This window comes from Paenibacillus psychroresistens (assembly GCF_009728935.1).
GTDB classification, from domain to species: Bacteria; Bacillota; Bacilli; order Paenibacillales; family NBRC-103111; genus Paenibacillus_AC; species Paenibacillus_AC psychroresistens.
Map to the genome: position 1 here is coordinate 3,112,798 of NZ_CP034235.1, position 25,852 is coordinate 3,138,649.

At 41.6% G+C, this 25,852-nt stretch carries 19 protein-coding genes and 1 riboswitch; of the genes, 14 read left to right on the forward strand and 5 right to left on the reverse strand.

Going from position 1 to position 25,852, the window contains the following annotated elements; genetic code table 11:
- Nucleotides 1–61: 61 nt before the first annotated feature.
- The gene (locus EHS13_RS14110; protein WP_155700953.1) at nt 62–1,579 is read right to left on the reverse strand and encodes a family 43 glycosylhydrolase; all 1,518 of its coding nucleotides are present in this window, start codon (nt 1,577–1,579) and stop codon (nt 62–64) included.
- 347 nt (nt 1,580–1,926) lie between these two features.
- Between EHS13_RS14110 and EHS13_RS14115 the strand changes: the two genes are divergently transcribed.
- The 8 genes from EHS13_RS14115 (at nt 1,927) to EHS13_RS14150 (ending at nt 14,059) form a co-directional block, all read left to right on the forward strand.
- Nucleotides 1,927–3,564, forward strand: a complete 1,638-nt coding sequence (locus tag EHS13_RS14115) for a response regulator (protein WP_227013935.1) — start codon at nt 1,927–1,929, stop codon at nt 3,562–3,564.
- Entirely contained in the window at nt 3,564–5,378 is a 1,815-nt protein-coding gene (locus EHS13_RS14120; RefSeq protein ID WP_155700954.1) for a sensor histidine kinase, read from the forward strand. Before EHS13_RS14115 ends, EHS13_RS14120 begins: the two co-directional genes overlap by 1 nt.
- 122 nt (nt 5,379–5,500) lie before the next feature.
- Nucleotides 5,501–6,367: an ABC transporter permease gene (locus EHS13_RS14125; RefSeq protein ID WP_155705359.1), complete on the forward strand. Its 867-nt coding sequence runs from the start codon at nt 5,501–5,503 to the stop codon at nt 6,365–6,367.
- A 28-nt stretch (nt 6,368–6,395) separates the two neighbouring features.
- Complete coding sequence (locus EHS13_RS14130) at nt 6,396–7,274, forward strand: carbohydrate ABC transporter permease (protein ID WP_155705360.1); 879 nt, start codon at nt 6,396–6,398, stop codon at nt 7,272–7,274.
- A gap of 52 nt (nt 7,275–7,326) precedes the next feature.
- A complete protein-coding gene (locus EHS13_RS14135; RefSeq protein WP_227013937.1) occupies nt 7,327–8,916 on the forward strand; it encodes a DUF3502 domain-containing protein in 1,590 nt (529 codons plus the stop codon).
- Between the two features lie 213 nt (nt 8,917–9,129).
- Nucleotides 9,130–10,776 (forward strand): DUF3502 domain-containing protein, encoded by a 1,647-nt coding sequence (locus EHS13_RS14140; RefSeq protein ID WP_155700956.1) that lies wholly within the window; start codon nt 9,130–9,132, stop codon nt 10,774–10,776.
- A gap of 80 nt (nt 10,777–10,856) precedes the next feature.
- Entirely contained in the window at nt 10,857–13,208 is a 2,352-nt protein-coding gene (locus EHS13_RS14145) for a beta-galactosidase (protein ID WP_155700957.1), read from the forward strand.
- A gap of 167 nt (nt 13,209–13,375) precedes the next feature.
- On the forward strand, nt 13,376–14,059 hold the full coding sequence (locus EHS13_RS14150; RefSeq protein WP_155700958.1) for a DNA alkylation repair protein: 684 nt from the start codon (nt 13,376–13,378) through the stop codon (nt 14,057–14,059).
- Between the two features lie 19 nt (nt 14,060–14,078).
- On the opposite strand, the gene EHS13_RS14155 is transcribed toward EHS13_RS14150, so the two are convergent.
- The 3 genes from EHS13_RS14155 to EHS13_RS14165 are packed head-to-tail and all read right to left on the reverse strand — an operon-like array spanning nt 14,079 to nt 16,164.
- Nucleotides 14,079–14,897 (reverse strand): SPL family radical SAM protein, encoded by an 819-nt coding sequence (locus EHS13_RS14155; protein ID WP_155700959.1) that lies wholly within the window; start codon nt 14,895–14,897, stop codon nt 14,079–14,081.
- 12 nt (nt 14,898–14,909) lie between these two features.
- Complete coding sequence (locus EHS13_RS14160; protein WP_155700960.1) at nt 14,910–15,623, reverse strand: 2OG-Fe(II) oxygenase; 714 nt, start codon at nt 15,621–15,623, stop codon at nt 14,910–14,912.
- Nucleotides 15,604–16,164, reverse strand: a complete 561-nt coding sequence (locus EHS13_RS14165) for a methylated-DNA--[protein]-cysteine S-methyltransferase (RefSeq protein ID WP_155700961.1) — start codon at nt 16,162–16,164, stop codon at nt 15,604–15,606. Before EHS13_RS14165 ends, EHS13_RS14160 begins: the two co-directional genes overlap by 20 nt.
- Before the next feature lie 172 nt (nt 16,165–16,336).
- A riboswitch (cobalamin riboswitch) is annotated at nt 16,337–16,525 on the forward strand.
- A gap of 141 nt (nt 16,526–16,666) precedes the next feature.
- Between EHS13_RS14165 and EHS13_RS14170 the strand changes: the two genes are divergently transcribed.
- The 5 genes from EHS13_RS14170 to EHS13_RS14190 all read left to right on the forward strand — a co-directional run bounded on the left by EHS13_RS14170 (nt 16,667) and on the right by EHS13_RS14190 (nt 23,324).
- Entirely contained in the window at nt 16,667–19,345 is a 2,679-nt protein-coding gene (locus tag EHS13_RS14170) for an S-layer homology domain-containing protein (RefSeq protein ID WP_162463107.1), read from the forward strand.
- A 109-nt stretch (nt 19,346–19,454) separates the two neighbouring features.
- Nucleotides 19,455–20,129 carry a DUF4430 domain-containing protein gene (locus tag EHS13_RS14175; protein ID WP_155700963.1) on the forward strand — a complete coding sequence of 225 codons (675 nt, stop codon included), beginning with the start codon at nt 19,455–19,457 and terminating at the stop codon, nt 20,127–20,129.
- Nucleotides 20,126–21,007, forward strand: a complete 882-nt coding sequence (locus EHS13_RS14180) for an energy-coupling factor transporter transmembrane component T (RefSeq protein ID WP_155700964.1) — start codon at nt 20,126–20,128, stop codon at nt 21,005–21,007. The genes EHS13_RS14175 and EHS13_RS14180 overlap by 4 nt, the downstream gene beginning before the upstream one ends.
- Entirely contained in the window at nt 20,989–22,656 is a 1,668-nt protein-coding gene (locus tag EHS13_RS14185) for an ABC transporter ATP-binding protein (protein ID WP_227014026.1), read from the forward strand. Before EHS13_RS14180 ends, EHS13_RS14185 begins: the two co-directional genes overlap by 19 nt.
- Entirely contained in the window at nt 22,632–23,324 is a 693-nt protein-coding gene (locus EHS13_RS14190) for an ECF transporter S component (RefSeq protein ID WP_155700966.1), read from the forward strand. The genes EHS13_RS14185 and EHS13_RS14190 overlap by 25 nt, the downstream gene beginning before the upstream one ends.
- Before the next feature lie 43 nt (nt 23,325–23,367).
- On the opposite strand, the gene EHS13_RS14195 is transcribed toward EHS13_RS14190, so the two are convergent.
- Nucleotides 23,368–24,585 carry a helix-turn-helix domain-containing protein gene (locus EHS13_RS14195; RefSeq protein WP_162463108.1) on the reverse strand — a complete coding sequence of 406 codons (1,218 nt, stop codon included), beginning with the start codon at nt 24,583–24,585 and terminating at the stop codon, nt 23,368–23,370.
- Between the two features lie 208 nt (nt 24,586–24,793).
- Between EHS13_RS14195 and EHS13_RS14200 the strand changes: the two genes are divergently transcribed.
- Nucleotides 24,794–25,840 (forward strand): ABC transporter substrate-binding protein, encoded by a 1,047-nt coding sequence (locus tag EHS13_RS14200; protein WP_155700968.1) that lies wholly within the window; start codon nt 24,794–24,796, stop codon nt 25,838–25,840.
- The last annotated feature ends 12 nt before the right edge of the window (nt 25,841–25,852 follow it).

Sequence of the window (25,852 nt, forward strand, 5' to 3'; positions counted from 1 at the left end):
CAAAAAAATCCTGCCCAGCAAAAATCGCTTAAGCAGGATTCAATAGGAGTTTAACTAGAGACTAATTCTTGATAAAAGTCCAATCATCCACCTTAACCCAGTTGTTCGCGTTAGCCACAGAGTAAACCCCAATTTGCGCAGAGCCATTCGTCACACTGATATTGGAAATTGTAATCTGTGTCCAGCTGCCGATAGCTGTGTTGATGGCATAGTCTTTCTCCGTTCCACCGTAGTTCTTAACATAAATTTGAGCCGTAGTCTGTCCACCGCTGCTTTGAACCCAAGCTTTCAAAGTATAGGTTCCATTCGGCAGATTGGTGAGAGTCTGATAGGAGCTGGCGCTGTAAGCTGCTGAGCTTTTCTGCTGTAATGCCCATCTACCGGTATGTCCTCCGGCAATATTGCTGTTAGGATCGGTTGTTACGTTCTTCCAATTAGTCCATCCTGCCAAAACAATCTGCGATACCCGATCAGCCTCATAACTCGGATTTCGCGCATAGTTGTTGCCGCTGCCTACGGTCCAAGTACCCGCAGCAGCGTCTAGATTAAATTGACTTAAGGAATTTAAAGTAGGAGTTGTCCCGCTAAATGAGATTGGCATCCATTGATTGTAGCCAATTCCATTGCCTGCGAAGTCGCTCCAACGGTCACCTCCGAATAATATGGTTGTGCCCGAGGTTCCTTGAACACTGACGAAAAGCCCTGTTTGCGTTACATGCGAGAAGTCGGCATCCGTATTATTCATAACCGCTTCGCTTGAATAGGGACCAAGTATGTTGGTGGCTGTAATATAGTACGCATGAGAAGCATTCCAACCATGCAAATCCGAGGAAGCTAAATAATAGACTCCGTTGTATTTAAACATGGCATTGCCTTCACGGCCTCCTAATGAGCTATTAAAAACATTGGTTGCCGGTTCAATATTAAGATAATCGGAGGTACGAAGAGGTGCCACATAGAGGTGGCTGCGTCCTTGTGCATTACTAAATACTAAGTAAGGTTTACCATCGGTATCAATAAAAATAGTTTGATCTCCCGTTCCAGCAGTAACTACATTTGTAATGTTTGCTTGAACATGATCAAAAGTAAAGGTTCCTGTTGGTGTGCTGCTAGTAGCGAATGCTACGCCACTGCCAGCTGGTCCCGCATATTGTGTGAGTAATACATATTTTTGTGTAGTGCTGTTGTATACGACTCCAAGTCTGCCTACCCAATCGGCATCCCAAGTAGAGCCGTTCGTGGCTCCAGTGATTACGTTGTTCTGGAACGTCCAATGAACCAAATCCGTGGATGAATAGCAGGTGACCGCACTAAAGCTGGTATCGCTGTTCTTAGCTGTTGGATTATTGTAATACGTTACAGCGCCGCCATACTTGACACCATACCAGTAGTAAGTGCTGCCAACCTTAAGCACGTGGCCGCCTTGCGAATAGATCGGATTGTTTGAAGTGTCCTTCCAGAACACATCATTGGTAAGCGTTTGGCTTGAAGCACTGGCTGTGGCACCTAGGGAAAAAGCGGCAGTAAAGAGCAGCAGAAAGCATTGGAGCAGGGTGAAGAGTTTAACTTGATTTCTCATGGTTAACATCCTTTCAATTTGGGATAACTTCAATTCTGGACTGTATGCCCTCTACAAATATCTCCTTTCCTAGTTATCATAAAAAAGTCTATAATGAGCTTACTCACACATTATAAAACGCTTTCATGGACTTAATTAAGCTTATAAACTTACGATTTTCTTTGATTTGCTATGATTCGAGGGTAAACGGCTAAGCCGATCTTTTGGACGGATTCGTTTGCCAAGGAATATCTGCGGAAAGTATAGAATTATATACTTTCTGATATTCGGAGAAAAGAATCGCACCTTAGGTTTTCTAAGGAAATAGTAGGATTTTAGCCTGTTTATTTAGATCAGGTGGTGTAAAATTGAAAGGAGCTATTTCTCTAATTGGGGGGTTGAAGGCGATAAAACTGCTAATTGTAGATGATGAAACCAGGACGAGAGAGCTGCTGAGAAATCATATCCATTGGCAGAGTATAGGAATTGTTGAAGTCCAAACAGCCCGAAACGGCTTGCTTGCGCTTGAAATAGCGATGCAATGGAAGCCCGATATAATACTGTGTGATGTGTTAATGCCGAAGATGAACGGAATTGATTTTGCTCGCAAATATCGGGAGCATGATGTGGATTGTAAAATTATTTTTCTAAGTGGCTTCTCAGATAAAGAATATTTAATGTCAGCGATCCACCTCAAGGCTCAAACATATCTTGAAAAACCAGTCAATCTAGATGAGGTTCGATCCGCGGTTGAATCGGCAATTCAACTGCGGAGCATTGAACTAGTCAAACAAACAGAGGAAACGAAGATGCTGGAGGATTATGATCGCAGCTTGCCGGTTCTGCGCCGAGAGATGGTCCGCAAGCTCATAACGGACCCTTCCTCTAAGCATGTTGCCCCAGCACTGCGCAGTCAGGATACCTTTCTCCTTCCAAGTGAAGGACCTTATACGGTAGCAGCAGCTATGTTATTCTGGAATCCGAGTGATTTGCCTCAAGAACCAGCTCTCGTACAGGAGCTGCTGTTGGATGCATTTAATCAAAACACATTTTTTATATCTCAGAAGATATTGTGTGGTTTCAATGCTCATCATTTAATGGTTCTGATCATACCGGGTTCATATGGAAGTACGTACCGGGAAGGCCGCGAATTTATAGAGGAAGTCACATCCGAATTAAAGACGTTAGTTGGCGATTTAATTAATCTCAGATTGGGTATTGGAAAACCGGCACATTCCATTACGGATATTCCGAATGCTTATAAAAGTGCGTTGCTCGCTAGCAGCTTGCAATTCTATGGAAATGCGGCTAAACCGATGTTTTTCGATGCTGTGGGGAATAACCAACCCATTGAAACCGATTGGACAAAAATTCGCATCTTGCGTGAAAAATTGAAGGATAAAGATATTGCGGGAACGAGGGCTATGATCCAAGACTGGACTCTGTATGCCCATAAGCAGCTGGATTTGAATATTATCCGTCTTAAGGATACGTATTTTCAGTTTCTATTTACAATAGTGGAAACAGCCATTCTGCTAGGTTATGCCGAACAAACAGAGGACATGGAACGAGGCTATATCTGGAAGGAAATGGAGCGGATTCCCAGCCTCGAAGCTTTGAAAAGGTATGTGTTAGAATTTCTTGATTTGTATGTCCGGAGTATGACTGAAAAAGATTCTATTGGGATGGGAAAAATGCGTGAGATTATTAAATATATCCGCTTGCATTGCAATGAAAGGTCATTTACTATCCGTGTAATTGCCGATCACTGCAAGCTTAGTGAAACATATCTTAGCTCTTATTTCAAGAAGCAGCAGGGGATAACAATTAAAGAGTACATTACAGAGTTGAGATTAAATAATGCTAAGGAATTGCTGCGGAATATGGACTTGAAGTTATATGAGGTAGCAGATCAGCTTGGTTTTGAGGATGCTAATTATTTCACTACTTTTTTTAAGCGTTATGAAGGCTCGACTCCATCCGAGTATCGGGAGCGGTTGACCTAATGAAACGAAACTTGAAATTTTTCTCTAATTTAAGCATCCGCTACAAGCTGTTTGCCTCTTATGTTGTGGTCATTACCATTCCATTCCTTATTTTGTTATCGATTCATATCCACACCACTCAAAAAGAAAACACAGATGCTGCTTTTTTTGCTGCCCAGAAAATGCTTGAGGAAACCAAATCCTATCTGCAATATAAATCTCAAGCCATTATTGAAATACTAAACTACATAGCATTTGATAGCTTGGTACAGTCTAGTGTGGCGGCGGATTCGAAATCCTATGAGGATATTAATTCGTGGCATATGAATGCTTTGCAGCTCACCCGGTTAATTAATCAGTTCCGTTATAATGAAGATATTGAGAAAATTCAGCTTTATATGAAACGCGGTTTAGCAGGAGCGACAGAAAATATTGACTTTATGAATTTGTCGAAGCTTGAAGCCAGTCCATGGTTTCAGCCATTTAAAGACTCGAATGTTGCCTTTGGATGGTTTTCCTCATCCTTCATAGATAAAAGCGCAAGTGACCAAGAAATAACGGTCATGAGGAAGGTTCCCAATTCACATAACATTCAACAATTCGATGGGATTGTTAGCGGACGAATTAAGAAAGACGCTATGCAGTCCGTTCTCAATCATGCGATTTTCACACCGCATTCTACGGCATTACTCTTCAATGAACACGGGGATTTGTTAAGCTCCTCGATTCATTTCCCTTTGGAAGCCAATCCTATTCAGGATATTTATCAAATTTATCAGCTTTCTGGTAAAGAAGTTTATTGGAACGAAGCTTATTCTATTCATAACAAACGATATCTTTTAGGTGTACGCAGCATCCCTCATAGTGATATGAAGGTTGCTTTAATCGTACCGTATTCGGACATTCTAGATAGCAGTATTAAAGCTCGAAATAGAATTATTTTTATCTATTTATGGATTATTCCTTTCGCATTTCCTCTATCCTTCGTTATTGCAGCATCAGCTTCAAAGCGGATCTTACGCTTAATTTCTTATGTTCGAAAGGTGAAACATGGGAACTTTCAGGTTGCCCCTCTGCCTGCGAATGAAGATGAAATTGGAGAATTAACTCGCAACTTTAATGGCATGGTCAACAATATTTCTAATTTAATGGATGAGACTTATCTGCTAGGGCGTGAAGTCAAGAATCAAGAGCTAAAAGCGCTGCAAGCTCAAATCAATCCTCATTTTTTGTATAACACATTAGACCTGATTAACGTCATGGCTATTGAATCGGGAACATCTGATATCTCAAAAGTCGTCATGGAGCTTGCGACTTTTTATAAGCTTAGTTTGTCAAATGGTGATGAGTATGTAACCCTGGAAAGTGAGCTTAAACACGTAGAAGCCTATGTGCGGATTCAGAATATGAGATTTGGCCATTCCATTCTGTTACAGCTCGAAGTATCTCGTGATCTATATGCATTCATCCTGCCAAAAATTCTACTGCAGCCTTTGGTGGAGAATGCGATTATCCATGGCATTATGGAAAAAGAGCCTGAGCAAGGAACTATTCGGATTTCAGCTCGGATGGAGAACAGTGATATCTTAATCGCTGTGGAGGATGATGGTATAGGTATGGATCAGACACGCATAGCGGATATTTACAAAGGAAATAGCTCGAAAGCCAAAGGAGGCGGCTATGGCGTCCGCAACATCGAGGAAAGATTGAAGCTTGCGTTTGGAGCAGCCTATGGCTTGAAATTTGAGAGTGTACTAAATAAAGGGACATGTGTGGTTATTCGTATTCCAGCACAAGAAACCAGAAGAGAAATCAGCTTGGAAATTCAAAGATAATCGAAGGTTTTCCTAGTACGTCACCTATCCATTCCCAACTATAATAAAGCTACATATAAACGGGGTGGTGATTGAGCTTGGGTATTCTTCGTGAGCTTCGTGTCAGATGGGTGCTATATGCAATGTTTGCACCTATAGCAATTTATTTTATTTTTTTTGCGTATATACCAATGGCTGGAGTTGTCATGGCTTTCAAGGATTTTAATTATCGGGATGGTATTTTTCTCAGTCCATGGAATGGCTTTGATAATTTCCACTATTTCTTCAATTCCGGTAAGGCTTTGCTCGTGACAAGGAATACGATTATTTACAATATTGTCTTTCTAGGAGCTTATACCTTTTTCTCGATTTTAGCTGCTGTATTGATCTCCGAGGTGTATACCAAATGGTTTAAGAAAACCGTTCAAACCTTGATGTTTTTGCCTTATTTTATCTCATGGGTAACCGTTTCTGCCTTTGTTTATAATTTTCTGAATTATGAATATGGAATTGTGAACCGGATTCTACAATCACTGAATATGGAAGCGATTGATATTTATTCGACGACCTCTTACTGGTATCTCTTGCTCCCCTTACTGTATGTATGGAAATGGGTTGGCTTTGGAAGTGTGCTGTATTTAGCCGCAATTGTTGGAATTGATCAGGAAATATATGAGGCTGCTACGATTGATGGAGCTTCAAAAATGCAGAAGATTACGAAAATCACCTTGCCTTTATTAAAGCCGACGATGATTATCCTCATTCTCTTGGGATTAGGTAGAATCATGCGGGGCGAGTTTGACATGTTCTATCAATTAATTGGCAACAACGGTACCTTAATGGATGCTACGGATATTATTGACACTCTTGTTTTTCGCTCACTCGTGGGTTCACTGGATTTTGGAATGGCATCATCTGTGGGCTTCTATCAATCCGCACTAACGCTAATTATTATCCTTTTTGCCAATTATCTCGTTAGACGTTATGACAAGGAACATGCATTATTCTAATAAGCTAGGAAGAAGGCGAGTGAGTACTATGGATACTAGCAAGAGAGAAGCCCCACTATTTCAAATTATTTCATATACTATCGTTGCGTTGATTGCTTTATTCTGCTTGCTGCCCTTTATCGTACTAGTAGCTGGCTCGCTTTCATCGGAGTCTGCTGTGCTGAAAAGCGGGTATTGGTTCTGGCCGCGAGAATTCTCGTTGTATGCTTATAAATTTATATTTCGATATCCAGCTGAGGTACTGAATGCCTTTCGTTTATCGATTCTAGTAACTGTGATTGGCACGCTTGTTTCGTTGTTCATCTCGACAATGGCTGCTTATGTGTTGTATCGTAGAGAGGTGAAATTTCGCAATACATTGGCTTTTTTTCTCTTCTTTACCACGTTATTTAATGGAGGTCTTGCACCTTTTTACATGTGGATCACTAGCTCGCTTCATCTGAAGAACACCTTTTTGGTGTTAGTGCTTGTTCCCATGTTCAATGTGATGTATGTCCTTATTCTTCGCAGCTTCATTCGCAGCTCAATTCCAGAAGCGCTTGTTGAATCAGCGAAGATTGATGGGGCAGGAGATTTCCGAATCTTCATGCAGCTTATTCTACCGCTCTCCAAGCCAGCTCTTGCATCGATTGGGCTTTTTACAGGGCTAGCCTACTGGAATGATTGGTGGACATCGATGATGTTTACGGATAAAGCCGCTTATGTAACTCTGCAATATCTGCTATACAAAATGCTATCCTCTATCAATCTATCCGCTGCTTTTTCTTCACATAGTACTTTGATCCAGCCCAAGGAGACCTTTAAGCTCGCACTTACGGTAATCACGACGCTTCCGATCGCCATAGTTTTCCCATTTGTGCAAAAATATTTTGTTAAAGGGGTTACTATTGGTGCAGTAAAGGGGTAGTTGTTATAAATTGCTAGACTTAGGCTTGTTCAGCATAATGGAGGGTTTCAATGTGAAAAGGCGTTTATGGAAGGGACTTCTAATTGTTATGCTGGTCGTTGTACTGGCTTTTTTATTGGTGTCCTGTTTCAAAAGCAACGAGCCTATAGCGGATTTAGAACGTGATAAGTCACCTGCTGCTAGTTTATTTACTGGAGACCACTCTAAAGAAGTCAAACTTGTTGGTTATCTTCTAGGTGATGAGCCTAAAGGGATGCCTGATGTACTTGATGCCTTGAATGTAAAGCTGAAAAAAGATATCAATGCTACATTGGAATTGAACTATATTAATTGGAGCGATGTTTCATCTAAATATTCACTAGTGCTTGCATCAGGAGAGGATATCGATTTCATATTTGCCGCTGACTGGAATTATTACATTTCTGAGTCCACTAAAGGCGCTTATATGCCGCTTAATCCCGAAATGCTGAATACGTATATGCCGCGGCATATGAAGAAGCTGTCTGAAACTGCGCTCAAAGCGACTTATATCAACGGAAAGAGCTATATGATCCCAACATCCACTCCTGATCGTAAAGTGAATGTTGCGCTCTTTCGTAAAGATATTATGGAAAAAGCGGGTCTTAAAGAGATCAAGCACTTCTCCGAAATTGAACCTTATTTAGCTGAAGCCAAGAAAAGCTTTCCCAATATGATCCCGCTAAATTTGGATTCCCAGTATGATCTGGTTACTCCTTATGGACATTTGTTAAATGAGAAGGTTGCTTGGCCAGGTGCTCCGTTTGATTCCGGCGACCCGATGGCTCAAGGTGTACTTGCAGATCATGAGGATCCAAATGGGGAAATTGTAAGTATGCTCGAAGAACCGATGCTTAGTGCTCAGAAGTATGCTGCAACTATTATGAAAGGCTGGTATGACAAAGGCTATATCAGCAAAAATCCTTACGCTAATAAAGTGCGTTCTAAAGATAATTTTTGTGAGGGTAAATCAGGGATTGCCTTTGGCAATTCCACAGACATTAGCGCTACGATGATTGCGTGTAAGGAATTAGGAATCGATGTTTTTGCTTTGCCAATGTTATATCCATCTGGGAAAGCAGCACAACCAAGCTCGTTGAATAACGGGGTCGCGATTGCCGCTAATTCGAAGAATCCACAGCGTACATTAGAGGCATTGGATCTGATCATGGAGGATCCAGCTTACGTTTATTTAACCTATTTTGGGATTGAGGGCAAGAATTATATCGTTACCGCTGACAACAAATTAGGTTTGCCCAAGGGAGTAACCAGCCAGAATAATACTTATCCGCCTGATGCTTCAGGGTTCTGGTTTGTTAATAAAGATTTATTTAAACCGATGACTTCGTGGACGGATTCCTATATTTCTTTGCATGATAAGATGGATAGTTACCTTGAACCTGTCCTTTATCAGGATTTTAATTTCAATTCAGAGAACATCAAGTCCGAGGTCGCTAACATCAAAAGCGTTTCTACTCAGTATGCGCAATCGATTTATTTTGGTGCCGTTGATAACGTCGATCAGGCGTTTGATAATTTGGATAAAATGCTGAAAATTGCTGGGATTGACAAGGTGAAAGATGAAGTCGAAAAGCAAGCTGCCGCATTTATAACTAATAAATAAGCAATAGTCGGATTTTTCTAAGCCTCCTGAAAGGGAGGTTTTTTGCTATGTTTTTCTAATTTAGTAAAACGTAGAAAATCGAAGAAAATCGAAGGTTATTGGAGTTAAATGTAGATTGTAGAAGTTTTATAATCTAGTTATCCGTTAGGAAGTGAAGCTGAATTCCACGGGATTTATGATAGGTTGTCCAATTAATAGGGAGGTTAGATCACAATGAAAGTATCCAAAAAGAAGTTGTTTCCCGTTTTTACAAGCTTGTTAATCTTGATCATGATTCTGTCAGCATGCAGCAAAAGCAACAGTACGGACACCACAAGCGCTCCTAATGCTAGTACGGATACTCCAGCAGTTTCTACTCCTGGACCTGACGCTGCAGAGACAGCAGCAACTAGCACAACCGCACCTGATGCCAGCAAACCGGATAATTCCCAAGAGGTTAAGCTAGTTTCGTATGTACTTGGGGATGCGCCAAAAGGAATGCCAGAAGTGGTTGCTGCACTAAATGTAAAGCTTAAGAAAGATATAAATGCTACACTGGAAATAAATTACATTGGCTGGGGCGATGTAGCATCCAAGTATCCACTTATCTTGGCAGCTGGAGATAATGTAGATATTGTTTATGCAGCAGATTGGAATATGTACGGACAACAGGCATTAAAAGGAGCTTTCTATGAGGTTACTCCTGACTTATTAAAGCAGTTTATGCCGCATTATAATGCGAAGCAGGATCCAGCCGCTTATAAGTCAGCCCAGGTTGAGGGTAAGCAATATATGATTCCAACTTTAACACCAGATCGCAAGCTAGATGTCATGATTCTTCGCAAGGATGTTATGGCAAAGGCAGGCTTAACTAACATTACTGAAATGTCACAGCTCGAGCCTTATTTTGCAGAGATTAAAAAGAGTTATCCAGATATGATTCCACTTAACTTGGATTCTACCTATGAGATTGGTGCTCCATTCGGCTGGCTCGCCAATGAGAAAATGCCTTTCACTTGGTCACTAGAAACGGGACTTGGTGTCGCCTCCCCGTGGTCGGATCCAAGTGGAAAAGTCTACAATATGGTAACGGAAGATCCTTATCTAAGCTCTATGAAATATGCAGCCAGCAAAATGAAAGAATGGTACGCTGCCGGTTATGTTAATAAGAATCCGTACGCTAACAAGACACGCTCCAAGGAAAATATCTGTGAAGGAAAATCAGGTGTCGCCTTCGGTAATACGATTGATATTGCCTCGACAATGACGGCTTGCAAAGCAAAAGGAATAGATACTTATATAGTATCTAATCTATCACCAGAAGGATTTGGTGGAGCTAACAACTGGACTAATAACGGGGTAGCTATTGCTGCCCATTCGAAGAATCCGGAACGCGCTATGCAAGCTTTAGATTTAATCATTGAGGATGAATCCTATGTAGATCTGATCTATTACGGCATTGAAGGTAAAAACTATGCAGTTACTGCGGACAATAAGCTTAAGCTGCCAGATGGCGTTACAGCTGAAACGAATACTTATCCTCCAGATGCAGCAGGCTTCTGGTTCGTCGATAAGAATTATTTTAAAGTAGATGCGTCATGGACAGATGATTATGTAGCCCATTATAACGGTGTTAAAGATTTCCTAAAGCCTGGGACATATTTAGGCTTCAACTTTAATATAGATCAGGTTAAATCAGAAATTGCCAATATGAAGACAGTAGCCACTCAATACGGAAACCCGATCTATGTGGGGCAGATTAAAGATGTAGACAGTGCATTTAAAACTCTGGCTGACAAATTAAAATCTGCTGGAATTGACAAGGTTAAAGCGGAATATGAAACTCAGGCAGCTGCTTTTCTAGCCAATAAAGCCAAATAGTAATAACAGAGCGGCCCCGAAAGGTCAGAAATGGTCTTTGGGGTCTTTCTAACGATACCAATCTTAAGGGAGCTGCCTCAATGAAAAACTATAATTTAATCATAAAGGATGATAAAAAAGCTATTTTCTCGGGTCATATCAAACAGACTGGCACTAATCCCCAAGGTGAAAAATTGAGCTTTACTAATTATTATATGGAGAAGAATGGGGAACCGTTTTTTGGGATTTGCGGGGAATTTCACTACTCCAGATATGATGTAAGTTATTGGGAAGATGAAATCATTAAGATGAAAATGTGTGGAATTAATATTATCTCTACCTATATTTTTTGGAATCTTCATGAGGAGCAGCAAGGTGTGTTTGAATGGGAGGGCAATAAAAACCTGCGGCTTTTTGTCGAGCTTTGCGGTAAACATAATCTTTATGTCATTATCAGAATTGGACCCTTTGATCACGGAGAGATTAGAAATGGCGGTCTACCTGATTGGCTATTTGGCAGACCTTTTGAGGTTAGATCGAATGATGAAGGCTATCTAGGCTATGCGAGAATTCTCTATCGTGAAATCAGCCTTCAGGTTACAGGTCTGTTGTACAAAGAAGGCGGCCCCATTATCGGTACGCAAATCGAAAACGAACACAATCATTCCTCCGCGCAATGGGCAATGACAACGGGAATAAACAACCTTTGGTTAAATGGCGGGAGCGACGGCAATGCTCATATGCTCAAGCTTAAAGAGATGGCGATTGAAGCAGGTATAGATACCCCGATTTATACTTGTACAGGCTGGGGTGGTGCGAGCACGCCTACTGATGAAATGCTGCCTTTATGGGGTGGGTATTCTTATTGGCCATGGATTTATTATGAAGAGGAACGTTTCAAAAACATAAAGGAGCATCCAGCTACGCCCGAGTATATTTATCGTGACAAGCATAACAATTCGATCCCTAAGAGCTATAATTTTGAACCCTTTTATACACCAGAGGATTACCCTTATGCTTGCTGCGAGATGGGAGGAGGAATGCTGCAATTCTATAAGTATAGATTCGAGTTTCCTTACAAAAGCGTTCCAGCCATGACTGGTATCAAGACTGCCGAGGGCTGTAATATATTGGGGTATTATATGTTTCATGGAGGATCCAACCCTAAAGGTACGCAAAATACGTTCATGAATGATCTAGCTACACCTAAAATATCCTATGATTTTAATGCGGCTATTGGTGAATTCGGGCAGATAAGAGAGTCCTATAAAAGAATCAAATTGCAGCATTATTTTTTCACGCAATTTGAGCAGCTGTTTTGTCTAACCAAAACAATCTTGCCTTACGATACTTCAACAATGGATCCTTATGATGTAGACACTTTGCGTTATGCGGCTAGATCTCATAATGGAGCAGGCTTCCTATTTATCAATAATTTTCAGGATCATGTAGAAACCAAAGTCATGGATAATTTCAATGTTCAATTAACGCTAGAAAACGAGGTTATTTCAATACCACATAACGGAGAATTAAGTCTTGGGAAAGATAGCTTTTGTATGCTACCCTATAATTTCGACCTGGAAGGGATTAGACTCAAATATGCCACAACACAGCTAATCACCAAAATAGATTTTGAGGGCGAGAGCTACTACTTTTTCTATATACCGGATGGAATGAATGGTGAGTATGGCTTGGAATCCAAAGGGATATCCGAGTATTGGACGGATAAAGCAACTGTAGAAATTAGCGGCGAAATAACAATCATTCATGTACCTAACGATATAAGTCTGATTAAACTTACTTCAATAGAAGGTAGAATAATAAATATCTGTACTTTCACTGATGAGATGAGTTTGGAATTCTGGAAAGCTGAGGTCTGGGGAAGAGAACGAATCCTTCTAACAGAGGCCAATTTGCTTGTAGCTGGAAATGAAATCAAGCTGGAGTCAACTAATAAAGAAGTTGTAACACTTAGTGTATTTCCAGATTTTGTAGATGTACACGCGGTTATAGGCGGAGAGCTTGTCAGTAAAGAGAAAAAAGGTTTATTCACAGTCTATACATTTAGAATACCCAAAGTAGTAATTTCCGTTAACTTGGAGAAAATCAATAGTGATAAAGCAAATCTTAGCTTTGCTAAAGGTGCATTTGCTGGCGTGAAAGAAGTGCTTTTAAAAACCGATTATATTGGAGATATAGGCTATGCTTTTATCGATGGGGATATGATCAATGATAACTTTAGCAATAATACTACTTGGGATGTTGGGCTTAAGCGATTTGAAGAAAGGCTCTATGAGAAGGGAATGTACCTCTATATATCCCCGATTAAAAAAGGTACAGTAGTAAGCAGCCATTCAACTATGGCAGCCTGGAATGAAACCTCAAGTGAACAAATTGCTGAGATCCATTCAATAGTGGCTGTACCCGTTTATGAGATTGTTTTAAAGAATTAAATAGCTGAGGCTCTCCCAATCATCTTACAGATGGGAAGAGTCTCTTTTTTATAGGATCCTTTCCTCATCTTGCGCTTATACTCGATTAATCGGACATATGGGGCAGCTTGAGGTATAGTAAGGGTGAGAAAATTCATTGGAAAAGATTAATGTTAGGAGCAAACGGCATGGAGAGAACAATTAAAAATCAATTACTGGAATTATCTGATGAGAAGTATAGAAAATTTACTGCAGCTTTAATTCCTACTATTAATAATGTGCTGGGTGTTAGGCTGCCAGAGCTGCGCAAGCTTGCAAACAACATAGCTAAGGCCGATTGGCGCAGCTATCTTGAAAATGCAGAAAGTGAATATTTTGAGGAAGTTATGCTGCAGGGCATGGTTATTGGTTGTGTAGAAACAGGTATGGATGAGCGGCTGCGTTGCGTGGCTGGGTTTGTTCTTAAAATTGATAATTGGTCGGTATGTGACAGCTTTTGTGCGGGACTTAAGTTTACTAAAACAAACAAGGAACAAGTATGGGATTTTCTACAGCCCTATCTGGTGTCTAAGCTTGAATATGACATCCGGTTTGGCGTGGTTATGCTGCTTAACTTTTACTTGGATGAAGCCTACATTAGCCGAGTTTTGCTGCTTTTGGATAATGTAAAGCATGAGGCTTATTATGTGCAAATGGCTGTGGCCTGGGCAGTATCCATCTGTTATATAAAACTTCCTGTAGCTACGAAAAGCTATTTAATCAACAATACGTTGGACAAATTCACCTACAACAAAGCTTTGCAGAAAATTACAGAGTCATTGCGTGTTGATCAGGAAACTAAAAGCTGGATTCGCAGCATGAAACGAAAATAGACAGCAAGTTTAATTAGGCTTAAGGTTCAAAGCCTTGCTGGCTTATGTAAATCTGATCCTCGGAAAAAAATTGTTTCAGTTGCTCATGAACCTTGTGATAGGCAGTGGGGTCATACCATTCTTCTAAGCCCAGCTGCTTATACAAAGTATGAATACCTAAACTTCGCGTTCGTCTTCCCCCGCTGCCGTCACCCATGTAATAATCATCCAAGCATACACGGCTGACAATGGACCGTAATGTTTCCGCAAACCGTTCGCTGCTTGGGAGCATAGGCGCTATTGTCGCTTGTGTCGGAACACCGGCTTCAGCTAGCAGCTGAAGCGTTTTTAATCTAGCGTTAATAGGCGGGGCATCTAGTGAAAAATGCTTGCGGATATCCTCACGGTCCGTTTCCACTGTCATGCTTACACGTACCCGATCTCCAAGTCGCAATAATAGATCAATATCTCGGCGAACAAGGGGGCTTCGTGTCTGGACGAATAGAAAATCTGGTGAATCAGCTGCCATAATTTCCAATAAGGAGCGGGTTATTTGTTCTTTATGTTCAATAGGCTGATAAGGATCGGTGCTCGATGACATAAAGATAGTGACAGATCCTTTTGTTTTGGCTCTCCGCAATTCTTTTTGGAATATTTCCGCTGCGCCTTTTTTGACATCGACCCATGTTCCCCACTTTGCATCTCGGAAAGTAGAGACAGGCATTTGCCGCACATAACAATAGGAACAGCCAAAGGAGCAGCCTGTATAGGGATTCAGCGAATGACTGTAGCCCGAAAGAAAGCCAGTTCCTTTATTCAAAAGTGTTTTTGGATATTTATCTAGGTATTCCGTTTTCATCGCAATAACCCCCTATTTAGCATCATGAAAAATAATACCCAGACTATATCTAGTTCCTGAAGAAATCGTACTGACCCCATGTCGAAGCGTGTTTCTATAATAACCGCGAGTTCCTGAAACAGGACGATGATGAGTTGGGAAAATAAGACCTTCGCCTTGCTTCAGTGTAATCACATGACCACGGCTTTGTGCCCTTGGACGCTGCTCAACAAGCAAGAACTCCCCTCCGCTGTAATCTATCCCATCTCGATTGAGCGCGAATACAGCCTGAAAGGGAAAGAATATTTTCCCGTACAAATCCTGATGCAGACAATTATAGCCGCCTGCTTCATATTTAAGAATCAAGGGAGTGGAGCGGGTTTGCTCCTCGTTATGGCATTGAACTAGAAACTCTTCAAGTGTTTCCGGGTATTCGGCAGGACGTCCCAATTGGACAAGCCAGCGATTGGCTGTTTTTGCGAGCTCCGGATAGAAGCCTTCACGCAGCTGTTGCAGCAAATTGGGGAGCGGAGCATTGTAATATTTGTACTCCCCAACTCCAAAACGGTATCTAGCCATATCAATGATGCTGCGAAAGTATCCTTGCTCCTCGTAAGTGTCGATGATTTGATTACACTCTGTTTGATTCAGCAAAGCGGGGAGCTTTACATGCCCGTGATCATCTAATGACTGCTGAAGAGAATTCCAATCCAAATCAACTATACGCTCAGTGAGAGAATTTGCCATGTTGTATACCTCCCTCATCATATACATCTTTCCGTTCCAGCTGCAATAGCTTTGTTTTCATGTCCAAGCCGCCACGGTAGCCAGTTAAAGCTCCATTCTTACCGATTACGCGATGGCAGGGAATTGTAATTAGCAGGGGATTGGCGCCAATAGCCGTGCCAACTGCACGAACTGCGGCTGGTTTTTTAATCTGAATGGCAATATCCGAATAAGATTTAGTTTGCCCATAAGGGATGCTGCAAAGCGCTTTCCACACTGCCACTTGAAAAGGTGTGCCAGCATAATCGAATGGCAGCTTAAAGCTTTTACTTGATCCTTGTAGATATTCAATCAACTCCGTCACATAAGGCTGCAGTTTTTCGTCATCTCGAATCAGTGTACTGCCTTTAAACCGGACAGCCGACCAGTTTGTTAATTCCTCGAAAGGTTGATTAAGCGAGCCGACATAACAAATTCCTTCCGAAGTTGCGGCAAGATGAATGTTCCAATCCTCATGTGTTAATCGTGTCCAATATAGCTGCAAATTCCGTTTATTTTCCATTTTCGATCACCTCTATAAAAAGTATAGCCCATAAGTGAACGTTTGTACGCATTTTCGAATGTAAGAGCAAGATAACGAAAGTATCGTCATTGAATAACTTCTATTAGAAATGCATATATAGGAGTTGTAGACAAAAATATAGGCTAGTGATAATATGAATGAGCAATCAACTGCATATTAAATGAAATAAGGTGCTGTGTAACAGCTTAATAGGGAAGTTCGGTGCAATACCGACACGGTCCCGCCACTGTAAATGAGTAGCTCTCCATTATCAGGTCACTGCTGCAAGTGCTAAGCGGGAAGACGATGTGAGAAGCGATGATTCATGAGTCAGGAGACCTGCCTATTTCAGTAACATCAACCTACGAGGAATAGGCTATGTGCGCGAATGAAGAGATAAGAGAATTCTTTTATTTTTCGCTGGCATAATCTAGCATTCCCAACTGAGGGAGTGCTTTTTTTGTTGTACTTATTCAAAAAAAAGGTTAAAGGGGAAATGATCATGATTGATTTAGTTAAGAAAAGCCTGAAGGGGAAATTTATACTTTCCTTATTATCATTGCTTCTATTAGTTCAAACGGTTGGCATACTAACATTCTCTAATACCGCTTCAGCTAATTCAACGGTTAATGAATCAGAAATTACAGGAACATCTGCTTATTTACAACAGCTGGCAGGAAATCCAACGGATTGGACCGCATTTGCATTAGGGCGAGCTGGAAAATCAGTTAAGGCAGCCTACTTGGATCAGCTTGAAGCTCAGGTTAAACAAAAGAAGGGCATTTTTAGCAGCGCTACAGATGCCGAGCGTTTGGTGCTTACCATAAAGGCAGTTGGATTGGATCCGACGCATTTTGCAGGGTACGATTTGGTTCAGTCCGTTTATAGTAATTCTGATCTTGCTAAATCAGGATCAATGGGTGTTATCTACGGATTACTGGCGCTAGATAGCGGGACTTATACTATTCCAGCTACGGCGGTTAATACGCAAACAAGCTTGATTCAATGGTTGCTTGATCATCAAGAAGCAGCGAAGGGCTGGGCTTATGTTACCGATGAAGCAAGCAGTATAGATGTTACGGCAATGGCGTTAACCGCTTTTGCTCCCTATTACGCGAAGAATGAAGCTGTCAAAAAAGCAACAGATCAAGCGCTTAGCTGGTTATCCTCACAGCAAAAGCCGAGTGGGGCTTTCAATGAATTTGGTGAAAACAGTGAGAGTGTTTCCCAGGTCATAATAGCCTTAACCAGTTTAGGGATAGATCCTGCAGGACCCACTTTTACAAAAACGAAGAACGTAATTAATGCACTTAGCAGCTATCGACAAAAAGATGGTGGTTATGCTCATACTGTAGGGACACCTTCCAACGCGATGTCTTCCGAACAAGCGCTGCAGGCTTTAGTTGCCAGTCAATTATTTACTGATAAAAAAGGTACTTTATACAATAATATTAAAGCAGCGGCAGAGATAAATATCACGATAGAAGGACCACATGGTTCCGTAACAGAAGGGATTGTAAAAGCTGCCGATGTGCTGGAAGGCTTGCAAAAGCTGGCAGCGCAGCAGAATGTACCCGTCGAGATTGTCGATTCGACATATGGCAAATACGTAAGCAGCATTCAGAACATTAAATCAGCTGGCAATGATGGCTGGGCTTATGCAGTTCAAAGAAATCATGGATGGATTTATCCACAAGTCGGCATGGCTGAGTTCCAATTGCTGCCTAATGATCAGGTTGCCATTTATTATGGTGGAAGTACTCAGCTTATCCATCAAATTAAAATTACTCCCACCCAGCCTAAGGTAGGTCAAGCATTTACCGTAACAGTTGAACAATCCACTTGGGATTGGACAGCTAATAAGGAGACAGCCTCAGCGGCAGCTGGCGTAGACGTCCAGGTTGGCGCACAGAAACAAACGACCAATGAGCAAGGAATTGCCAGCTTTATTGGTGAGAATACGACGGGTCCGATAAAGGCAGTTATTACAGGTTATAAGGCAGATGCAGCACCTTCTGTTGTAAAGAGCACTTATTCGTTCCAAATTGCTTCCGATCATGTGAATGTAAGAGTTAATATCGAAGGGCCTCAGAAGCCTATTGCTACTGGCGTTGTATCTGCTGTGTATGCGATCGACGCTTTGCAGCAAGTGGCACTTCTGAATAACATCCCATTGGAGATTACAGATTCAGCCTATGGTAAATATCTTTCCGCAGTCGGAGATACTTCTGCCGATAAGAATGATGGCTGGATGTTTGAAGTGCTTCGCGGCAACATTTGGATTTATCCAGATTTAGGGATTGGGCAATTTGAGCTTAAGCCGAATGACCAAATTTATATCTACTATGGATTTGCGGCGCAATTGGTACAATCCGTTAATTTCATTCCGGAGCAACCTAAGGCAGGTAAAGCCTTTAAAATCGCCGTGACCCAAGAAACCTGGGATTGGGATAAGAACCAGCGTGCGGCGAAGCCAGGAGCAGGTCTTACAGTTGAATTAAATGGTAAAACTTATGTAACCGAAACAGACGGTACGCTTAATATTCCTGCGGGGCTAACTAATGGCAGCTACAATGTTGTGGTGACGGGCTACCAGAACCAAGCATCACCTAATGTGCTGCGCTTTGTACAGCCTTTGCAAATCTATGCAGATTATGATAAAGCTGCGTCATGGGCACAGCCTTTCATTGTACAATCCAGTAAATTAGGATTATTGCAGGGAACAGGGATTGAAGGCTTTTCACCAACCAAGCAAGTTACTCGTGCAGAAATGGCGGCAACCCTAGTAAGAATATTAGGTCTGCCAATTCCTAAACAAACTACAAACACTTTTACAGATGTTGCCGCTGATAGCTGGTATGCAGGTTACATTGCTGCTGTTAAAGAGCAAGGCATTGTGTCTGGAATAGGTAACGGCACTTATGCTCCTGATCAAAAAGTAACACGTGAGCAGCTGGCCTTAATGCTGACAAGAGCGCTTAAGCTCAATGCTCCAACGGATAGCGTTACTGCTTTCCGTGATGCAGATACAGCCGCGAAAACTTCGATTCCAGCTTTAATTGCAGTGGTGGAAGCTGAGCTAATAACCGGAGTAGACGAAACGCATTTCAACCCGCTTGGTTTAGTTACTCGTGAAATGCTGGCGGCAGTAGCAGTACGGGCATACCAAAGCATTCATTAAATCAGGAGGAAAGGAGTCCGATTAGGGCTCCTTTTCTGCTATTTTTGCGGAAGAGTAAGTCTAATATGGTATACTCGTACTGATCTTTTTTTTAAGAAAGGAAGCTATCATGAGTAAATTTGGCATAATCAAGTCCGTACTTCAGCTTTTACTAGTTTTCACAATGATGATATCTATGGCAGCATGCGGCGATGAAAAAACTGCGGATCTAATATCCGCTCCTATACAGAGTGCAATGATTTCCTCATCTCCATTGCCAACAGATCTGTCCAAGCCTGAGCAATCTCCAATCGAAAATAGTCCAAAAGTAAGCGAACAATCTCCTTCTACAATAGCAACAGCAACAGAATCTCCAGCTCCAGTTTCAACAACAGCAGCCCCAATATCATCTGGCCCAGCATCTCTAGCGCCAACTTCTGCTCCTACGCCGTCAGCATCGGAAAAAGGCATCTTGTTAAGTATTACTGGGGACGATAAATTAGGTGTCATTCTCGAATCTACTCTTGTTGAAGTGGAGGGAGAGGTCAGTGTCATAACACTTCTTCAAAAGCAGACTCGAAAGGAAAAAATTCAAATGGAATCTTCCGGTAAGGGAATCTTCGCTTATGTAAAAGGAATTGCGAATCTATATGAGTTTGATCGTGGTGCAAAAAGCGGTTGGCTTTTTAAAGTGAATGGCGTATTTTCCGATAAAGGTGCAGGCTCTCATAAAGTAAAGGCGGGCGACCAAGTGGAATGGCTGTACACGTTAGACCTAGGCAAAGACATCGGAGCTAAACGATGAATTCGGGCATGCGGTTTATTCATCCAGTTGCCTGCTTATGCTATTATATAGGTGCGATCAGCTTGGTTTTTCTGTTCAAGCATCCCTATTTTATCCTTACTTCGCTTGTAGCTGGCTTGCTGCTTAATTACTTGCAGGGAAACCTAGCTGCTCGAAAAAAACTGCTGTTTTTCTTCCTAATGATGAGCTTTATTACCTTTTTAATTAATCCGTTGACCTCTCATCGCGGGACGCATATTTTGTTTTATTGGTTGGATCAGCCGATGACATTAGAGTCCATGGTTTTCGGGGTTATAGCAGCAGCATCTTTATTTGGCTCTCTTATCTGGTTTTTATCGATTCAGCAAGTGCTGGGTCCTGAAAAAATCCTCCATTTATTTGGATCTCTATCTTCAAAAGGTGCCTTGTTATTATCAATGGCCATGCGAAGCTTTCCATTGCTTGCCCAGCGTTTTCAACAAATTGCGATTGTTCAGCGTACCAAAGGCGTTAATCCACTAAAGGGCTCTATCCGCAAAAGGTTTCGGGATGGGATGAAATTGGTGCAAATCATGCTGACTTGGACGTTGGAGGAAGGCTTGCAAACGGCAGATTCTATGAAAGCCCGAGGTTATGGAAGCGGACCAAGATCAGCCTTTTGGCCTTATATTTGGCGTAAGCAAGACACTCTATTTACGAGCTTATTTATGGTTGCGGGTATAGGCTGCATGATTGGTTGGTTCAGCGGCTTAGCTGAATTTGAAGTTTATCCGACGCTCCCAGAATCGTTATCATTTCGATTATCGGATGGATTGATCTATGTTTGCTACTTGAGCTATCTTGTAGTTCCACTGCTAATGGAAGGAAGGGATTGGATCAAATGGCGCAGCTTGAACTGAAGAATATAAATTATACATATCCAGGGCAGCAGCATGCTGCTCTTACCGAGATAAATCTCTCTGTAAAAGAAGGGGAGTTTGTTGTCGTTTGCGGACAAACGGGGAGCGGCAAATCAAGTCTACTTAAGCTGATGAAGCCTGAGCTGCTTCCTGCTGGGGAGTTAACAGGGAATATTACCTTTGCAGAAAAGCAGCTTTCCAGCTATAAACATATTGAATTATCACAAAACATAGGTATGGTCATGCAGAATCCGGAAAGCCAAATTGTCATGGACCGGGTCATGGAGGAACTGATTTTCTCGATGGAAAACGTCGGTATTTCACCACTCCAAATGCGAAAAAGAATAGCGGAGATTGCCCAGTTTTTTAATCTGGAGCCTTTATTGACTAAATCAATCATTGAGCTATCTGGTGGACAACGTCAGATGATCAATCTTGCAGCTGTGATGGTACTGCAGCCTAAGGTGCTGCTCTTGGATGAGCCGACTGCTCAGCTTGATCCTGTTGCTGCTAGGGAATTTCTCCAGCTGGTGCGCAGGGTGAATGAAGAATTTGGGATTACAGTTTTGATGGCCGAGCATCGGCTGGAGGATGTATGGCCGCTCGCCGATCAAATATGCCTCATGGAGAATGGTGAAATTAAAGCCTATGGAACCCCAGACCAGCTTATCCATTCCGATCAGGCGGAGATAGAGCTTTATTTACCTCCTGTAGGTAAACTATTCCGCAAACTAGGCATGTCGGAGGGCTCATTATTAAGTATTAAAGATGCTAAACTGAGGTTTGCGAGTTGGCATGCAGACCTTCAAATCAAACTTCTTGCTATAAACTCTAAGCAAAACAGCAGCATGCTGCGACAAGAACCGCCTATTCTAACATGCAAAGACATTTATTTTCAATATGGTAAAAAAGCTAATCCAATATTGCAGCATGTAACGCTAGATATCCATGCAGGTGACTTTCTGACGATATTCGGAGCGAATGGGAGCGGTAAATCCACGCTTTTGCAGATCCTGTGTGGCCTCTTGAAAGAACAGAGTGGAGAGGTGCTTTTTGAAGGGAAGGCAGTCAAACGGATTGAAGAAACACTTCGCTATACTCGTTTTGGTTATCTTTCGCAAAATCCAGTGCTGCACTTTACTGAAGAGACAGTTGAGAAAGAGTTAAATTCTGCTGCTGAACGCGCACTGAAATTAAATATAAAAGTGGATTTAGCGCAAACGATAGACGAATTCGAACTTTCCGAATTATTGCAGCAGCATCCCTATGATTTAAGCGGTGGCGAGAAACAAAAGCTGGCTTTGGGCTGTATCTTGATGATGAAGCCCAGTATCTTGTTTCTGGATGAGCCAACTAAAGGTCTAGATCCCAGATCCAAAGAAATTTTATCCCAGAGGTTAAATAAGGAGCAATCAAGTGGTAAAGCCATAGTTATGGTAAGCCATGATATAGAGTTCGCTGCTGCTCACGCTAATCGCTGTGCAATGTTGTTTGACGGCAGAATTGTTGCAGATGCGGAACCAGCTGGTTTTTTCAGCGGGAATTATTTCTATACGACTGCTATAAATCGGCTTGTTCGGGATTGGTACCCTAACGCTATTACAGATAAGGATGTTGTTGAACTATGCGGTCTAGAAAATACCAACTAATTGGTGTATTGCTGTTATATGTGATTGGCCTTGCTGCATCCTTGTGGGACGCGCTTTCTGGGCATTATCTGCTGATTAGTGTTGTTTTAATTGTAACTGCAATGGTCCCTTTCTATATACGGTTGGAGCGTAAGCCTCCTGATACCCGAGAATTGGTGCTTGTCGCTTCAATGGCAGCATTGGCTGCAGCGAGTCGGATCCCGTTTGCATCCATCCCTAGTATCAAGCCAACTTCATTCATCATCATTGTCTCTTCCATGGTATTCGGTTCCGAAGCAGGATTTTTCATTGGTGCTACTGCTGCCCTTGTCTCGAATATGTTTTTTGGACAAGGACCCTGGACACCGTGGCAGATGTTTGGCTGGGGGATGATGGGATTTACAGCAGGACTTATGCGGCATACATATCTAATGAGCTTGAAATGGGGAAGAGCAGTTTTTGGTTTTGTTTGGGGTTTTCTGTTCGGCTGGATTATGAATCTTACTTATCTGTTAGGCTATATGTCTGGAATTAGCTGGAGTACCTGGATTGCAGTAACGGCATCAAGCTTTTACTTCGATCTGGCTCATGCGCTAAGTAATGTGTTGTTCTTAACTCTATTCGGTTCCATGTGGATTCGAATTCTGCAGAGGTATCAGGTGAAATATGGATTGGGTTTAAGAAAATAATAATAATGTAGTCTCTGTGGTGACATATCCAAATTTATCGGGTTCAATAAATTTGATCGCGGTCCCAATCCCCCTGCAATAAGCCATCACCAAGTATGGGCAGCTTTAAAGCTTTAATCGCTTGATGCAAATATTGCGGACTATATTTGATTCCACTGTCGCTCACAAAATGACCGCCAGTTGAACTGGAGTAGTCTGGATTCAGTAAGCTCAACGTTTTTAGGTCCTTTGTATACAAGGCTGAATCCCATCTTACTTTGGAAATTACACTCGCTGCAACTTCAGCAGGAATATCTTTAATACGTGAAATCAGCCCAGCAACTCGATTAGGGTCTTTGCGTACGAGTTCATGAACTCGGAGATGTGCTTTCAAATATGCAATAGTAATAGCATGGTTATTGTCCGCCCAGTTTTCCTCTACTACAATCCCTGTTAAGAAATCCTCGCCTAATTCTTCTTGGAAAAGCACCTTTCCTATGTCAAGATGCTGAATCAGACTTATATAGGGTTCGCCTATGACACTGCCTGCAATTTTCCGTCGTATAATGCTTTCCATACTATCATCCTGTTCCTTATGAAGTATTCGGGTATCTTGAATGCCTAAAGAGTGAATTAGCTTCGATAATCGATCTCCCGCGCTTGATTGTGCGACTGTTGAAATAGTCCGATTGGCTAATTCTGAAGCATGACGAATATGTAAGTCGTTGCGAACGACCAACGAAATACCTTGCCCCTGAGCGGTTTTTCCATCGAATGCAAGGAGTAGCGGTCGAAAGGCAGGCAGAACTTGGCTAAGTGAAAAACTGAGTGCGATCGGATAATCACCTAGTGAGGCGAATTGGATATGCCCGCCGATTAAGCCTTGAACAAGCTCAGGACCATTCGCAGCATCGATCCATCGAACAAGCATAGAACGATCAGAGATCATATTAGAAAGCTCCTCTTCAAACCAACCAAGCTCTTTCATAATTAACGAGGTCCACGTCTGAGCAGATCTGCTCTGATAACCGACTGAGATAGTGGTTGGCTGCTCAAGAATTGAGGTTGATAGAGTTTTATATTGGATAGCGGGCCTCTGCCTATCGGAAGAATGATGGCGAACCCACTGTTCTAATTCGTGCTTATCTACTAATATTTCTTTGCCGATTTTGGTAAAAGGGAGCTGCCTTTGCTTACGCCATCTATCAAAGGTTGATCTGCTTACATCAAGCAGTTCAATGGCTTCATGTAAAGATATTAAATTAAATCGCTGCTTTGACATTAAGATCTTGTCTCCTTTATTAAACAAATGAAGGGATATGAATGCTATTGATTGCCGTTCATGGTCATACATGGTCACTTGTCGTCATTCTATTGACACTCCAATGCAACAAACTATATAGTCAATTATATTAACAAATACTCAGTAAGTCTATAGGATTAAAAGGTTTAAAGTTTTGAACACAAAAAATATTTTGGGGGTAATTAAAATGAAAAATTCAGTAAACAAATTATTCAAAGCATCCGTTGTACTTCTTCTTGCATCTTCAATTCTTCTTACAGCATGCGGGGAGAAAGATACTTCTGCATCAAGCTCAACTAATGGAGGAAAACCTGAAGTGACTGAGCTCCGATATCAAGGGGGCGTTGGTTCGGTTAGTTTCCCAGAGCTGGCAGATGATTTAGGTTATCTGGCACCGCTGAAATTGAAATTTATCGGGAATACGATTAGTGGACCACAGGATATTCAAGCAGTTGTGACAGGTGATACAGATTTTGGAGGAGCGTTTAACGGTGCAATAGTTAAATTGATTGCAGCTAAAGCCCCAATCAAATCCGTCATTAGTTATTATGGGGTTGATGAGAATACGTGGACTGGATATTATGTGTTGGATGGCAGCCCAATAAAAAGCGCGAAGGACTTAATTGGCAAGAAAATAGCAGTCAATACATTGGGTGCTCATCATGAATTTGTTATTAAGGAATATTTGCATAGGGCGGGATTAACTGCGGCTGAAATTAAAGATGTTACCCTAGTTGTTGTACCTCCTGTAACAAGTGAACAAACATTGAGAGCAAATCAAATTGATGTAGCAGCACTAGGCGGTGTTTTACGAGATAAAGCATTAGAACGCGGTGGAATTCATCCATTGTTTAAGGATTCGGATTTATTCGGAATTTTCAGTGCAGGAAGCTATGTTTTAACAGAAAAATTCATCAAAAACAATCCAAATGCCTCAGGCAAATTCATTGAAGCGACTGCTAAAGCCATTGAATGGGCGCGTACAACACCACGAGATGAAGTAGTTGCACGTTTTGTGAAAATTATTGATGCACGCGGCAGAAAAGAAACAGCAGATACAGCTAAATTATGGAAGAGCACAGGGGTTGCAGGAAAAGGTGGGCTAATATCCGATAAAGAATTCGATACTTGGATCGATTGGCTTGTAAAAGAAGGAAATTTAAAACAAGGTGACTTCAAGGCTCAAGATCTCTATACCAATGAATTTAATCCTTATCTTAATGAAAAAAAATAAGTGAAAAGTAGA